This window comes from Roseovarius nanhaiticus (genome assembly GCF_900156535.1).
Lineage (GTDB): Bacteria > Pseudomonadota > Alphaproteobacteria > Rhodobacterales > Rhodobacteraceae > Roseovarius > Roseovarius nanhaiticus.
The window spans coordinates 960503-972916 of the sequence record NZ_FTNV01000001.1; the positions used below are offsets into that span (position 1 = coordinate 960503).

Genomic DNA, 12414 nt, shown 5'->3' on the forward strand with positions numbered 1-12414 from the left:
CATGCCGCATGTCATTGTCGAACATTCCCCCGATGCTGCCTCCGGCGCAAAGCTGCACGCGCTGTGCGAGGCGCTGTTCTCGGCTCTTGCCGCGCATGCCTCGATCACCAAACCCGAGACATTGAAACTGCGCACGCAGGCAGCGGGGGCCCACCTGCTCGGCACACGCGGTCAGAGCTTTGCACACGCGACGCTCCGCCTCTTGCCGGGCCGCGATGCAGACACCAAATCGGATTTGGCGCGCGTGATCCTGAGCGTGATGGAGGCGCAGATGCCCCAGGTGCACAGTCTGTCGGTGGACATCGCCGATTTGGACGCGGCCTACGCCAAACGCGTTCTGCCCGATTAAAAATAGGAGAGACCATGGACGATCAGACCCGTATCGAGCTGGAGGCCGCCGCCTTCCGCGCCCTGCGTCACCATCTGATGACCCAGCGCACGGATGTGCAGAATATCGACATGATGAACCTGACCGGCTTTTGCCGCAACTGCCTGAGCCGGTGGTATCAGGAGGCCGCGAACGAACGCGGCATCGAGATGTCCAAGGACGAGGCGCGCGAGATTTTCTACGGTATGACCATGGAGGAATGGAAATCCCAGCACCAGACCGACGCGAGCGCGGAAAAGCAGGAAGCGTTCAAAACGGCCTTTGCCGAAAATGTAGAGAAAAAGCGCTGAAGTTTAAGCGGACCGTCCCTTGGGAGGCGGTCCGCTATGAGTATTTTTGCCAAGATGAAACTGCAAGGGTCGAGTCAGACGGCGACTTTGAGGCTTTCATCTATATAGATCTCGCGCAGACGCGCGGCCACGGGGCCCGGCGCGCCGCTACCAATGCTGGCGCCGTCCACCTCGACCACGGGCGTCACGAAGGCGCTGGCGGAGGTGATGAACGCCTCGTCGGCGGCCAGTGCCTCGTCGAGGGTAAAGCTACGCTCTTCGACCTCCATCTGTGCTTCGCGCGCGAAACGCAGGACGGCGGCGCGGGTGATGCCGTGCAGGATGTCGTTGCTGAGCGCGCGTGTGATAATGCGGCCGTCCTTGATGATGTAGGCGTTGTTTGACGTGCCTTCCGTGACAAAGCCGTCCTCGATCATCCACGCGTCATCGACGCCTGCGGCCTGCGCCATCATCTTGGCCATGGACGGGTAGAGCAATTGCACCGTCTTGATGTCGCGGCGGCCCCAGCGCATGTCGGGCACCGTGACGATGCGCGCGCCACGTTTGGCCATTGGGCTGTCGATCATGCCGGGCTTGGATTGTGTGAAGAGGACCAGCGTCGGCTCGGTTCCTTCGGGCGGATAGTGGAAATCGCGGTCGCCGGGATTGCCCCGTGTGACCTGCATGTAAATCAGACCATCGCCGATGTCGTTGAGGCGCACCAATTCGCGATGGATCTCCAGAAGGTCGCCGCGCGCGTCAGGGGTCGCCATGCCCAACTCGGCGAGTGATCGGTCGAGGCGCACCATATGGCCGTCGAAATCGACCAACTTGCCGCCCAGCACGCTGACCACCTCGTAGACGCCGTCGGCCATCAGGAAACCACGGTCAAAGATCGAAACCTTGGCCTCATTTTCGGGCAGGTAGTCGCCATTCACATAAACAGTGCGCATCGTCATCATCCCCATAGTTCCGGCGCGGGGGGATGCACCCCGGCGCTGTCGAATGTCAGCGGTGTGCCGCGGTCCTCGGCCAATAAAAGCGGGCCGTCAAGATCTGTCACCAGCGCACCTTGGGCCACCAGCACGGCGGGCGCCATGGCAAGGCTCGAGCCGATCATGCAGCCGACCATCACGTCGTAACCTTCGGCCAGCGCCGCGCGGCGCAGCTCCAGCGCCTCGGTCAGCCCGCCGGTCTTGTCGAGCTTGATGTTCACCACGTCATACTTGCCCTTGAGCGCGGCAAGGCTCGCGCGGTCATGGCAGCTCTCGTCGGCGCAAACGGGCAGGGGCCGCGCCACGCCCAGCAGCGTATCGTCCTCGCCCGCTGGCAGCGGCTGCTCAACGAGCGCGACGCCAAGCCGCAACAGATGCGGGGCCAGATCGGCGTAGATCTCGGCGCTCCAGCCCTCATTGGCATCAACGATGATGCGCGCATCGGGCGCGCCCGCGCGAACCGCCTCGAGGCGGGCCATGTCGTCCGGCGTGCCCAGTTTGATCTTGAGCAGCGGGCGATGCGCATTCTTTGCGGCCTGCGCCTGCATCGCGTCGGGCTCGTCCAGCGACAGCGTATAGGCCGTAATTTCGGGTGTCGGCGCGGCCAACCCGGCCAACTCCCACACACGCTTGCCGGCCCGCTTGGCCTCCAGATCCCACAAGGCACAGTCGAGCGCGTTGCGCGCGGCGCCGGCGGGCAGTTGGGCCTGAAGCGCCGCGCGGTCCGTCACTGCCGTATCCTCGATCTGCGCCGTCACGCTCTCGAGCGTTTCGCCGTAGCGCGCATAAGGCACGCATTCGCCGCGGCCTTGATGCGTGCCGTCCGAGACGGTCACGGTCAGAACCTGCGCTTCGGTCCGCGACCCGCGGCTAATGGTGAAGACCTGAGCCAGGCGAAACACATCGCGCGTCACCGATACCTGCATGCTGCAACCCCGTCTTTCATTGTTCCTGAAATACTCAAATCCCGGCGCAAGCCTGCCCGCGCCGGACAGGACGCTAGAGCGCCGCCAACGCATCGACCAGCACGTCCGCGCCGAAACGGTAAGGGTCTGTCGCGGGCAGATCCATGCGCTGCGAGACCTCATCCAGATAGTCGCGCGCGGCCTCCTCGCTCATATGCTGGGTGTTGACCGAAATCCCGACGACGCGGCAGTCCGGATTGCCCACCTGCGCCAGAGGCAATGCGGTATCGCGCAGCTGTTCCAGCGTCGGCAGACTGTAGCCGGGCAGGCCGCGCATGTGGCTGCGCGTCGGCTCGTGGCAGAGGATCAGCGCATCGGGCTGGCCGCCATGGACGAGGGCCATGGTGACGCCGGAATAAGAGACGTGAAAGAGGCTGCCTTGGCCCTCGATCATATCCCAGTGATCGGCGTCGTTGTCCGGCGTCAGATACTCGATCGATCCGGCCATGAAATCGGCGATCACGGCGTCCAAGGGCACGCCATCGCCGGTGATCAGAATGCCCGTCTGGCCGGTCGCGCGGAAGGTTGTCTTCATGCCGCGGGCGGTCATGTCGCGCTCCATCGCCATGGCAGTGTACATCTTGCCGACCGAACAGTCGGTGCCGACGGCCAGGCAGCGCTTGCCGGTGCGCTTTTCGCCATTCGCGATGGGGTATTTCACCGACGGCACGCGCACGTCATGCAGTTTGCGCCCGGTTGCTTCGGCGACGGCCACCAGATCGGGCTCGTCGCGCAGAAGGTTGTGCAGGCCCGAAGCCAGATCGAACCCCTCCTCGAGCGCCATGACCAGCACCTTTTTCCACGCCTGGCTGATGATGCCGCCGCGGTTGGCAACGCCGATGACCAGCGTCTTGGCGCCTGCCGCCTTGGCCTCGGCCAAACTCATCTCGGTGAGGCCCAGATCGGCGCCGCAGCCCGGCAGGCTGATCTGGCCCACCGCGTTCTCGGGGCGCCAATCGCGGATGCCTATGGCCACCTTGGCGGCCAGCATGTCGGGCGCATCGCCCAGGAATAGAAGGTATGGCGTCTCGATCATGGTCTGTCCCCAAGGCTGGCACGGAATCGGCTCTTGGCCTTGCTTAGCGCATATGGCGCGGGGTGTTCATCCCAAAAGCACGCGCTGATTGCTGCAACTGCATAATCGCCTTGCGGCAGCGCGCGTAATTTCATAGCGATTGGACATCTTTTTGCGCAATATCCTTATCCGAAAGGCCCCGATCATGAGCTTTCGCCTGCAACCGCCCGCACCCGCCCGCCCGAACCGCTGCCAGCTTTTCGGGCCCGGATCCAACGCGAAGCTGTTCGAGAAGATGGCCGCAAGCGCGGCGGATGTGATCAATATCGACCTGGAGGACTCGGTCAGTCCCACTGACAAGGATCTGGCGCGCAGCCAGACGATCGAGGCGATCAACGACGTCGATTGGGGAAGCAAATATCTGAGCGTGCGGATCAACGGGCTGGATACCCCTTGGTGGTATCGCGATGTGGTGGACCTTCTGGAGCAGGCCGGCGACCGGCTGGACCAGATCATGATCCCGAAAGTGGGCTGCGCAGCCGATATCTATGCGGTCGATGCGCTGGTCACGGCGGTCGAGCGCGCCAAGGGGCGCACCAAGCCGATCAGTTTCGAGGTCATCATCGAAAGCGCGGCGGGTATCGCCCATGTGGAAGAGATCGCCGCCGCCAGCCCGCGCCTGCAGGCGATGAGCCTTGGCGCTGCGGATTTCGCCGCCTCCATGGGGATGGCGACCACTGGCATCGGCGGCACGCAGGAAAACTATTACATGATCCACGAGGGGCAGAAGCACTGGTCCGATCCTTGGCACTGGGCGCAGGCGGCGATCGTCGCGGCCTGCCGGACCCATGGCCTATTGCCGGTCGATGGGCCGTTCGGCGATTTCTCGGATGATGAGGGCTTCCGCGCGCAGGCGCTGCGTTCGGCGACGCTGGGCATGGTCGGCAAATGGGCAATTCACCCCAAGCAGATCGCGCTGGCCAATGAGGTGTTCACGCCGACCGAGGCCGCCGTGGCCGAAGCGCGCGAAATCCTTGCCGCAATGGAAAAGGCCAAGGCCAATGGCGAGGGCGCGACCGTCTACAAGGGCCGCCTCGTCGATATCGCCAGCATCAAGCAGGCCGAGGTGATCGTGCGGCAGTCCGAGATGATCGCCAAGGGCTAGGCGGCAATCCGCAGAACGGAGCGTCTGCGGCGCGCATTTTCACCATTTGCGCTGCGCGCAGCGACAGGGGAAATCTTGCAGATTTCCCCTGAGTGGATATTTGGGGCAAAAAGAAGCGGGGGGCGGCGCACGGGCGGCCGCCCGTTTTCTATGTAGGATACGGGCAAAGGGGGCCATATGGGCACGCGCGAGAGGCTGGATGCGTTTTTGTCGCGCGATTGGGTGCGGCAGCTGATCATCGGCGTCATTATCTTCAACGCGATCATCCTGGGCCTCGAGACATCGCAAAGTCTTATGGCAGAGTTTGGCCCGCTGATCGTTGCGCTAGACAGCGCCTGTCTCGCCTTCTTTGTCGTCGAGATCGCGCTGAAGCTTTATGCGCGCGGTGGCCGGTTTTTCCGCGACGGCTGGAGCGTTTTCGATCTGGTGATCGTTGCCGTTGCATTGGTGCCGGCGGGGCAGGCGCTATCGGCGCTGCGGGCGCTGCGCATTCTGCGGGTGCTGCGGGTCATATCGGTTGCCCCGCGCCTGCGCCGGGTGGTCGAGGGGTTCGTGACGGCGCTGCCGGGCATGGGCTCGGTCTTTTTGCTGATGGCGATCATCTTCTATATCGGGGCGGTGATCGCGACCAAGCTCTTTGCCGCGGATTTCCCCGACTGGTTCGGCACGCTCGGCCGCTCGGGCTATACGCTGTTTCAGATCATGACGCTGGAATCGTGGTCGATGGGCATCGTGCGCCCGGTCATGGACGTGCATCCCTGGGCTTGGGCGTTCTTTTTGCCCTTCATCCTCATCACGACTTTCGCGGTGGTGAACCTGCTGGTCGGTCTCATTGTCAACTCGATGCAAGACGCGCATCATGCCGAGAATGAGGAGAGCACCAACACCTATCGCGACGACGTGCTGGCGCGCCTTGCCGCGATGGAGGCCAAGCTGGACAAGCTGGGTGACGACACCAAGCGCTAGCATGGGGGTTTGACGGCGGAGGCGGAATGCAGAATGGTGCACCATCCGCCACCTTGGGACATGCCATGGACAAGCCCGCCTCAATCTTCACCCCCGTCCTGATCGCGGGCTGCGTCATCATGGTGATCTCCTTCGCCATCCGCGCGTCCTTTGGTGTGTTCCAGATCCCCATTGCGGACGAGTTCGGCTGGCTGCGCAGTGAGTTCTCGCTCGCCATTGCGATCCAGAACCTTGCCTGGGGGATCGGGCAGCCCTTGTTCGGGGCGCTGGCCGAAAAGATCGGGGATCGGCGTGCCATTGTTCTGGGCGCGCTGACTTATGCGGCGGGGCTTGTCGCCTCGTCCTTCGCGGTGACGCCGGGCTCGCATCAGTTCTTCGAGATATTCGTGGGGTTCGGCATTGCCGGGACCGGCTTTGGCGTGATCCTCGCCGTGGTGGGCCGCGCCAGCAGTGACGAGCACCGCTCGATGAGCCTTGCCATCGCGACCGCCGCCGGATCGGCGGGCCAAGTCTTTGGCGCGCCGGTGGCAGAGGCGCTGCTGGGCGTCATGAGCTGGCAGATGGTGTTCCTCCTCTTCGCGGGTATCATCCTGGCCAGCCTGATGGTGCTGCCGATGATGCGCGTGCCGGTCGTCGCCACGCGCGGCGAGTTGGAAGAGAGCATGGGGCAGATCCTGAACCGTGCGATGCGCGACCCGAGCTATGCGCTGATCTTCCTTGGATTCTTCAGTTGCGGCTATCAGCTGGCCTTCATCACCGCGCATTTTCCGGCCTTCGTGACCGAGATGTGCGGCCCGATCATGCCGGGCGGTATGCTCTATGGCATGGGCATCACCAGCACCTCGGCGCTGGGGGCGGTCGCCATATCGCTGATCGGCCTCGCCAATATCGCGGGCACGCTGGCGGCGGGCTGGGCGGGCAAGAGGTATTCGCGCAAGTATCTGCTGGCGGGCATCTACACAGGCCGCACGATCATCGCCGCCGCCTTCATCCTGACGCCGATCACGCCCGCGACCGTGCTGCTTTTCTCGGTCTCGATGGGCGCGCTCTGGCTGGCGACCGTGCCGCTGACGTCCGGCCTCGTCGCGCATCTTTATGGGCTGCGCTACATGGGTACGCTCTATGGCATCGTCTTTTTCAGTCACCAGCTCGGCAGCTTTCTTGGCGTGTGGCTGGGCGGGCGGATGTACGACATCTATGGCGACTATACCGCCGTCTGGTGGATCGGCGTGGGCGTCGGCGCGTTCAGCGCGATCGTGCATTTGCCGATCAAGGAAAAGCGGCTGGTGCCGGCCTAATCCGCAAGCTGGCGGCGCAAAATGGCGCCCACCTCTGCCGCGTGGCTGTAGGGCAGGGCGTGGCCGGCGCCCGGCACGGCGCTTTGGCGGGCGGCGGGGTTCCATTCGTTGAGCGTCTCGCGGCCCGCGATGGGGATGACCTCGTCCTCCTCGGCCCAAATGGCGAGAAGAGGCGTTTCGGCCTCGGCCAGCGCGCGGTGATCTGCCTCGCAATCGGTATCGAGCGTGTGGCGCAGCGACGACAGCACCGCGGGCAGGAAGCCGCGATGGCGCGTCTGTGCGATCTGGATGTCGACGATGTCGGGCACGGCGCTGGGCTGCCCGCGCTCGGCCTCGAGCGCACGGCGCAGCGAGCGGGCATAGACCAGAAGCATCGCCCATGTTCCGAGGATGCCCGTATTCGCCATGAGGCGCGCGGCGGGGCCGAGGTCATGCCCGACCCCGGCCGGGGCCAGCAGGGCCATCTGGCGAACGCGCGCCGGGTGTTGCGCGGCAAAGCGAGGCGCGATCACGGCGCCCATCGAATAGCCGAGCAGCGTGATCGCACTCTCAATCCCTTGGTCCTCTAGTAGATCCGAGAGTTGCCGGGCGAAGAAATCCGCATCTTGCGGCCCGCGCGCGCGGTCCGAATAGCCCCGCCCGTAAAGATCATAGACCAATACGCGGTAGCCCATGTCGCCCAGCGTATCGGCGATGGCGTCCCAGACCGGCGACGGAGTGGTCAGGCCGTGGACGCAGACCGCGATGGGGCCATCCGCAGCACCCAGCCAGCGGTAATGCGTAAGACCCTGCGGCAGGGCGGCGAAGGCGCCGGGGGCGCTTCGCCGTGCTTGGGCGTTCATGCGCGGGCGGAGCGCTTCGCGCAGGAAGGGCGCGATCCCTATCGCTCCCAGTACCGCGAGGAGCCAGCTCACGTGGCCTCCTGCGGTGTCAAAAGGCCTTTGGTCACCAGCGCGCGGGCCAGCCCTTCGGGCTGCTCGAAGAGATGCACCTGCCAGCCGCGCGCGGCGGCGGCCTCGATGTTCTCGGCCCTGTCATCGGTGAAGAAAAGCGCCTCGGGCAGCAGGCCGCAATCGGCCTCGACGGCGGCATAGATCGCCGGGTCCGGCTTGATCAGGCCCATCCGGCCCGAGATGTAGGCCCGGTCGAACTGGCGCAGGAACGGAAATTGCGCGGCGCTGAGCGGGAAATTCCCGGCGCCGAAATTCGACAGCGCATAAACCGGAACGCCCCGCGCGCGCAGGGCTGTCATCAGGCGCACGGAATGCGGAATGGCAGGCTGCGCGATGTCGCACCAATGATCGCGAAAATGCATAAGCTCGGATGCGAAATCGGGGTGGACGGCGGCCATGCGCGCGGCCTCCGCGCCGAAATCTGCGCCCGCATCGATGCGGTTCATCATCGCATGGATATCGACGGAGCCGAACATCGCGCGGCGCCGGGATGCGCCGCAGAGCCGGTCGAAATATCGCTCGGGCTGCCATGCGATCAGCACGTTGCCGATGTCGAATATGACCGCCTGCGGCGTCATCTGCGGGTGGGTGAGGGCGGGTGCGGCACGCCCTTGCGATGCTCGCGCCACAGCATGTAGAGTCCCGAGCCCAGGATCAGCACGATGCCGGCCCACGCGTTGAGCGTAGGCCATGTATCGAAAAAGACCACGCCCCAGAAGATGGCGATGGGCATGGCAACATATTCGAACGGCGCGGCAAAGGCGGCCTCGCTCAGCCGGTAGGCTTGCGTGATCAGCCAGCTGCCCCCGACACCGGCGAAGCCGAGCATCACGATCACCCACAGATCCGCCGACGCGAGCGGGGGCCAGGCGCGCAACAGGAACGACAGCGCCGGATGCGCGCCTGCCTCATAGCGCCCGTCGCTGATGAAAAAGCCGATGACCGCGCTTGAGACAAGGAAGGTGAGGATGACGTAGATCGTCATCGTGCCCGCGCTTTCGGTATCGCGGATGCGGCGCGTGACCATATGCATCGCGCCGTAAAGAATGGCGGCGATGGCAGGCAAAAGCGACGCGACCTGAAACGCCTCGGTGCCGGGCTGCACGATCAGCAATACGCCGACGAGGCCCACGGCGATGGCCGCCCAGCGGCGCGGGCCGACCGTCTCGCCTAGAAAGACGACCGACATGACGGCGATCGCGAGTGGCGAGACGAAAAAGATGGCAACCGCATCCGCGATGGGCATGGCGGCAAGACCGAGGAAAAGGCAGATATTGGCGCAGACGATGAAGCTGCCGCGCAAGAGATGCGCGCCGGGCCGGCGGGTGCGAAACACCTTGAGACCCCCGCTGAAGGGCAGGATGAAAGCGCCGAAGACCACGAGGCTGACCAGTGAGCGCAAAAGCACGACCTGGTGCAGCGCATATGTCTCGCTCAGCAGCTTGATCCCAAGATCGACGAAGGAAAAGCACAGGATCGCCGCCATCGCGCAGAACGCGCCCATGGTGTTGCTGGAGGGGGCGGCGACGCTGGTCATGCGCGCGGGGCTTTCACTTGGGCCTTGGCCTGCCGGACCATCCGCTCGAGCGCATCCAAGAAGCGCGAGCGGTCGGCTTTGGTAAAGCCCTTGCCGCCGCCCTGGCGAAAGGGGTCGGCGGCGCGCAGATCGGTCATCAGATCGCGCGTGGCCAGTACATTGCCGATATTGGCCGCCGTCAGCGCCTCGCCATTATGCTTGAGCACCAGCGCGCCCGCCTCGACGCATTTCGCCGCAAGGGGGATGTCGCCGGTCACCACCACGTCGCCCGCGCCCGCGCGCTCGGCGATCCACATATCGGCGATGTCCGGCCCGTCGGGCACGATCACCGTCTCGACCAGCGGGTGGGGCGAAGGGCGCAAGCCGCCATTCGAGACGATATGCACCTTGAGGCCATGCCGCGTGCCGACGCGGATCGCCTCGTCCTTGACCGGGCAGGCATCGGCATCGACGTAGATCATCGCACGTCGCCAGTTGTGGAAAACAGGCGTTTTTCACAACGCTTTCCGCGCGGAAAGCGGGCGCCTCTCAAGTCGCATCCGCCTTGGATTTTGCGCGGCCCACCTTGTATTCCTCGGGGATCGGCATCCGGTTGAACGCGTCCAGCCCGGCGATCTTGTAGGCCTCGGCCAGCGTCGGGTAGTTGAACGTGTTCTGCACGAAGTAATCCACCGTGCCCTTCAGGTTCAGCACCGCCTGCGCGATGTGGATCAGCTCGGTCGCGCCTTCGCCGACGATCTGCACGCCCAATACACGGCGCGTCTTGAGCGAAAACAGCATCTTCAGCATGCCATGCTCCAGCCCCATGATATGGCCGCGCGACGTCTCGCGAAAGCGCGCGACGCCGACCTCGTAGGGGATGCCGCGCTCGGCCATTTCCTCTTCGGACATGCCGCAGGTACTGATCTCGGGAACTGAGTAAATGCCATAGGGAAACCACGGGCTTTCGGGCAGCGTGGGCGTCTCGAGCGCGTGACAGGCGGCAATGCGCCCCTGCTGGAGCGAGGTCGAGGCAAGGCTGGGATGTCCGATCACGTCGCCTGCCGCATAGATATGGGGCACCGATGTCTGGTAGGTCTTGCGGTCCACCTCAAGCCGGCCGCGATGGTCGGTCTTGAGCCCCGCCTTGTCGAGGCCCAAGCTCGCCGTCGCGCCCATGCGCCCAGCGGCAAACAGCAGCATGTCGCTGCGCACGTGCCGGCCGTTTTCCAGCGCGACCTCGATGTGACGGCCCGCATCCGTAATGCTCTCGATCGGCGAGCCGAGGCGCAGATCGACGCCGTTTTCGCGGATCTGGTGGGTGAAATCGTCGACAATGGCGTGGTCGATAAAATCCAGAAAAGTGTCTCGTGGCTCGATCAGCGTCACGCGCACGTCGAGCGCCGAAAACATGGTGGCATATTCCACCCCGATCACGCCCGCGCCGATCACGGTCAGACTGCGCGGGATCTCGTCGATCTTGAGAAACTCGTCGCTGTCCAGCACGGTCGTCCCGTTGAACGGGCAGGTGTCGGGGCGGTATGTTTTGGTGCCAGTCGCGATCAGGAACTTGTCGGCGGTCAGCCGCGTCGTCTGGCCCGCATCCACTTGCACCTCAATCTCGTTGGGGCCGGTGAATCTGGCCACCCCATAAAGCGTCTCGACATGGTTTCGGTTGAACTGATGCTCCAGCACGTCGACCTCGTAATCGACGGTCTTGTTGAGGCGGGCCTGCAGATCCTCGGCGCCGATATCATCCTTCACGCGGTACGAGCGCCCGTAAAAGCTGCGCTCGCGCCAGCCCGAGAGGTTCAGCACCGTCTCGCGCAGCGTTTTGGACGGGATCGTGCCGGTGTGGGCCGACACGCCGCCCAGCCGGTCCTTGCGGTCGATCACCAGAACGCGGCGATTGAGCTTGCCCGCCTGGATGGCTGCCGAACGGCCCGCGGGCCCCGAGCCGATGACGATCAGGTCGTAGCGATCCATTTGCTCATCCCGCATAGAGGGCCTCGGCGTGGAAGGTGACGTGATCCTCCATGAAGGAGGACACGAAGAAATAACTGTGATCGTAGCCGGGCTGCAGGCGCAGGATACTCTGCTGGCGGCGCTTTGCGGCGGCTTCGGCCAGTGTTTCGGGCATCAAGAGGTCGAGGAACTGATCGTTCGTGCCGGTATCGAGCAGCATCGGCCCGTCGAAGCCACGCTCGGCCATCAGGCGGCTGGCGTCATGCGCGGCATGGACGGCATCGTCATCGCCCAAGTACGCGCTCAGTTGCTTGCGGCCCCAATCGCTGGCCGAGGGATTGCAGATAGGCGAGAAGGCCGAGACCGAGCGGAAGCGCCCCGGCAGCGACATGGCCAGCGTCAGCGCGCCATGCCCGCCCATGGAATGGCCCGTGATCGCCTGCCGCTCCATGTCGAGCGCGAACTCTGCGCCAATCAGCGCGGGAAGCTCTTCGGTCACATAGCTGCGCATCTGGAAGTGCTTGGCCCACGGATCCTGCGTCGCATCGACGTAGAACCCCGCGCCTTGCCCCATGTCGAACGCCTCGTCGTCGGCCACATCCTCGCCGCGCGGCGAGGTGTCGGGAAAGACCAGCGCGATGCCTTGCTCGGCGGCCCAGCCCTGCGCGCCGGCCTTGGTCATGGCGTTCTCATGCGTGCAGGTCAGGCCCGACAGGTACCACAATACCGGCACGGGGCCATCCCGCGCCTCGGCGGGCAGGAAAAGGCCAAAGGTCATGTCGGTGCCTGTCGCCTTTGAAGCATGGGTATAGACGCCCTGAACGCCTCCGAAACAGGCGTTTTCCGATTTGGTTTCCATGGCGTCGCTCCTTTTCTATGTCTTGCGTTGCGTCAGACTTAGCAGCCGGCCGCGCAGGGC

At 64.5% G+C, this 12414-nt stretch carries 14 protein-coding genes; 5 read left to right on the plus strand and 9 right to left on the minus strand.

Annotated features, from left to right (window positions below; translation table 11 throughout):
- The first annotated feature begins 1 nt into the window (after position 1).
- Together BW975_RS04615 and BW975_RS04620 are read left to right on the plus strand one after the other, a co-directional pair.
- Entirely contained in the window at positions 2-349 is a 348-nt protein-coding gene (locus tag BW975_RS04615) for a 5-carboxymethyl-2-hydroxymuconate Delta-isomerase (protein ID WP_076531370.1), read from the plus strand.
- 14 nt (positions 350-363) lie between these two features.
- A complete protein-coding gene (locus BW975_RS04620; protein ID WP_076531372.1) occupies positions 364-678 on the plus strand; it encodes a DUF1244 domain-containing protein in 315 nt (104 codons plus the stop codon).
- A gap of 74 nt (positions 679-752) precedes the next feature.
- Here the strand turns inward: BW975_RS04620 and BW975_RS04625 are convergent, their stop codons facing one another.
- From BW975_RS04625 to dgcN, 3 genes are all read right to left on the minus strand, one after another.
- Positions 753-1619, minus strand: a complete 867-nt coding sequence (locus BW975_RS04625) for a D-amino-acid transaminase (protein ID WP_170846545.1) — start codon at positions 1617-1619, stop codon at positions 753-755.
- Positions 1616-2578, minus strand: a complete 963-nt coding sequence (dgcA, locus tag BW975_RS04630; RefSeq protein WP_076531375.1) for an N-acetyl-D-Glu racemase DgcA — start codon at positions 2576-2578, stop codon at positions 1616-1618. The genes BW975_RS04625 and dgcA overlap by 4 nt, the downstream gene beginning before the upstream one ends.
- Positions 2579-2651: 73 nt before the next feature.
- Positions 2652-3653, minus strand: a complete 1002-nt coding sequence (gene dgcN, locus BW975_RS04635) for an N-acetyltransferase DgcN (protein WP_076531378.1) — start codon at positions 3651-3653, stop codon at positions 2652-2654.
- 184 nt (positions 3654-3837) lie between these two features.
- Here dgcN and BW975_RS04640 point away from each other — a divergent pair, with 184 nt between their 5' ends.
- The 3 genes from BW975_RS04640 (at position 3838) to BW975_RS04650 (ending at position 7061) form a co-directional block, all read left to right on the plus strand.
- A complete protein-coding gene (locus BW975_RS04640; RefSeq protein WP_076533394.1) occupies positions 3838-4797 on the plus strand; it encodes an L-malyl-CoA/beta-methylmalyl-CoA lyase in 960 nt (319 codons plus the stop codon).
- A 177-nt stretch (positions 4798-4974) separates the two neighbouring features.
- Positions 4975-5763 carry an ion transporter gene (locus tag BW975_RS04645; RefSeq protein WP_076531379.1) on the plus strand — a complete coding sequence of 263 codons (789 nt, stop codon included), beginning with the start codon at positions 4975-4977 and terminating at the stop codon, positions 5761-5763.
- Between the two features lie 65 nt (positions 5764-5828).
- Positions 5829-7061 carry an MFS transporter gene (locus BW975_RS04650; protein ID WP_076531382.1) on the plus strand — a complete coding sequence of 411 codons (1233 nt, stop codon included), beginning with the start codon at positions 5829-5831 and terminating at the stop codon, positions 7059-7061.
- On the opposite strand, the gene BW975_RS04655 is transcribed toward BW975_RS04650, so the two are convergent.
- The 6 genes from BW975_RS04655 to fghA form a co-directional block, all read right to left on the minus strand.
- Positions 7058-7975: an alpha/beta fold hydrolase gene (locus tag BW975_RS04655; protein ID WP_076531385.1), complete on the minus strand. Its 918-nt coding sequence runs from the start codon at positions 7973-7975 to the stop codon at positions 7058-7060. The two genes, BW975_RS04650 and BW975_RS04655, sit on opposite strands and share 4 nt — an antisense overlap.
- Entirely contained in the window at positions 7972-8592 is a 621-nt protein-coding gene (locus BW975_RS04660; RefSeq protein WP_076531388.1) for an HAD family hydrolase, read from the minus strand. Before BW975_RS04660 ends, BW975_RS04655 begins: the two co-directional genes overlap by 4 nt.
- Positions 8589-9551 carry a DMT family transporter gene (locus BW975_RS04665; protein ID WP_076531390.1) on the minus strand — a complete coding sequence of 321 codons (963 nt, stop codon included), beginning with the start codon at positions 9549-9551 and terminating at the stop codon, positions 8589-8591. The genes BW975_RS04660 and BW975_RS04665 overlap by 4 nt, the downstream gene beginning before the upstream one ends.
- On the minus strand, positions 9548-10012 hold the full coding sequence (locus BW975_RS04670; RefSeq protein ID WP_076531392.1) for a YaiI/YqxD family protein: 465 nt from the start codon (positions 10010-10012) through the stop codon (positions 9548-9550). Before BW975_RS04670 ends, BW975_RS04665 begins: the two co-directional genes overlap by 4 nt.
- A 67-nt stretch (positions 10013-10079) precedes the next feature.
- Entirely contained in the window at positions 10080-11516 is a 1437-nt protein-coding gene (sthA, locus tag BW975_RS04675; RefSeq protein WP_092746231.1) for a Si-specific NAD(P)(+) transhydrogenase, read from the minus strand.
- Between the two features lie 4 nt (positions 11517-11520).
- The gene (gene fghA, locus BW975_RS04680) at positions 11521-12354 is read right to left on the minus strand and encodes an S-formylglutathione hydrolase (RefSeq protein ID WP_076531396.1); all 834 of its coding nucleotides are present in this window, start codon (positions 12352-12354) and stop codon (positions 11521-11523) included.
- Positions 12355-12414 lie beyond the last annotated feature (60 nt).

Excerpts from the sequence above, each read along its gene's own strand:
- BW975_RS04615 (WP_076531370.1), top strand. The coding sequence starts at position 2 with ATGCCGCATGTCATTGTCGAACATTCCCCCGATGCTGCCTCCGGCGCA.
- BW975_RS04620 (WP_076531372.1), top strand. The coding sequence starts at position 364 with ATGGACGATCAGACCCGTATCGAGCTGGAGGCCGCCGCCTTCCGCGCC.
- BW975_RS04625 (WP_170846545.1), bottom strand. The coding sequence starts at position 1,619 with ATGATGACGATGCGCACTGTTTATGTGAATGGCGACTACCTGCCCGAA.
- dgcA (WP_076531375.1), bottom strand. The coding sequence starts at position 2,578 with ATGCAGGTATCGGTGACGCGCGATGTGTTTCGCCTGGCTCAGGTCTTC.
- dgcN (WP_076531378.1), bottom strand. The coding sequence starts at position 3,653 with ATGATCGAGACGCCATACCTTCTATTCCTGGGCGATGCGCCCGACATG.
- BW975_RS04640 (WP_076533394.1), top strand. The coding sequence starts at position 3,838 with ATGAGCTTTCGCCTGCAACCGCCCGCACCCGCCCGCCCGAACCGCTGC.
- BW975_RS04645 (WP_076531379.1), top strand. The coding sequence starts at position 4,975 with ATGGGCACGCGCGAGAGGCTGGATGCGTTTTTGTCGCGCGATTGGGTG.
- BW975_RS04650 (WP_076531382.1), top strand. The coding sequence starts at position 5,829 with ATGGACAAGCCCGCCTCAATCTTCACCCCCGTCCTGATCGCGGGCTGC.
- BW975_RS04660 (WP_076531388.1), bottom strand. The coding sequence starts at position 8,592 with ATGACGCCGCAGGCGGTCATATTCGACATCGGCAACGTGCTGATCGCA.
- BW975_RS04665 (WP_076531390.1), bottom strand. The coding sequence starts at position 9,551 with ATGACCAGCGTCGCCGCCCCCTCCAGCAACACCATGGGCGCGTTCTGC.
- BW975_RS04670 (WP_076531392.1), bottom strand. The coding sequence starts at position 10,012 with ATGATCTACGTCGATGCCGATGCCTGCCCGGTCAAGGACGAGGCGATC.
- sthA (WP_092746231.1), bottom strand. The coding sequence starts at position 11,516 with ATGGATCGCTACGACCTGATCGTCATCGGCTCGGGGCCCGCGGGCCGT.
- fghA (WP_076531396.1), bottom strand. The coding sequence starts at position 12,354 with ATGGAAACCAAATCGGAAAACGCCTGTTTCGGAGGCGTTCAGGGCGTC.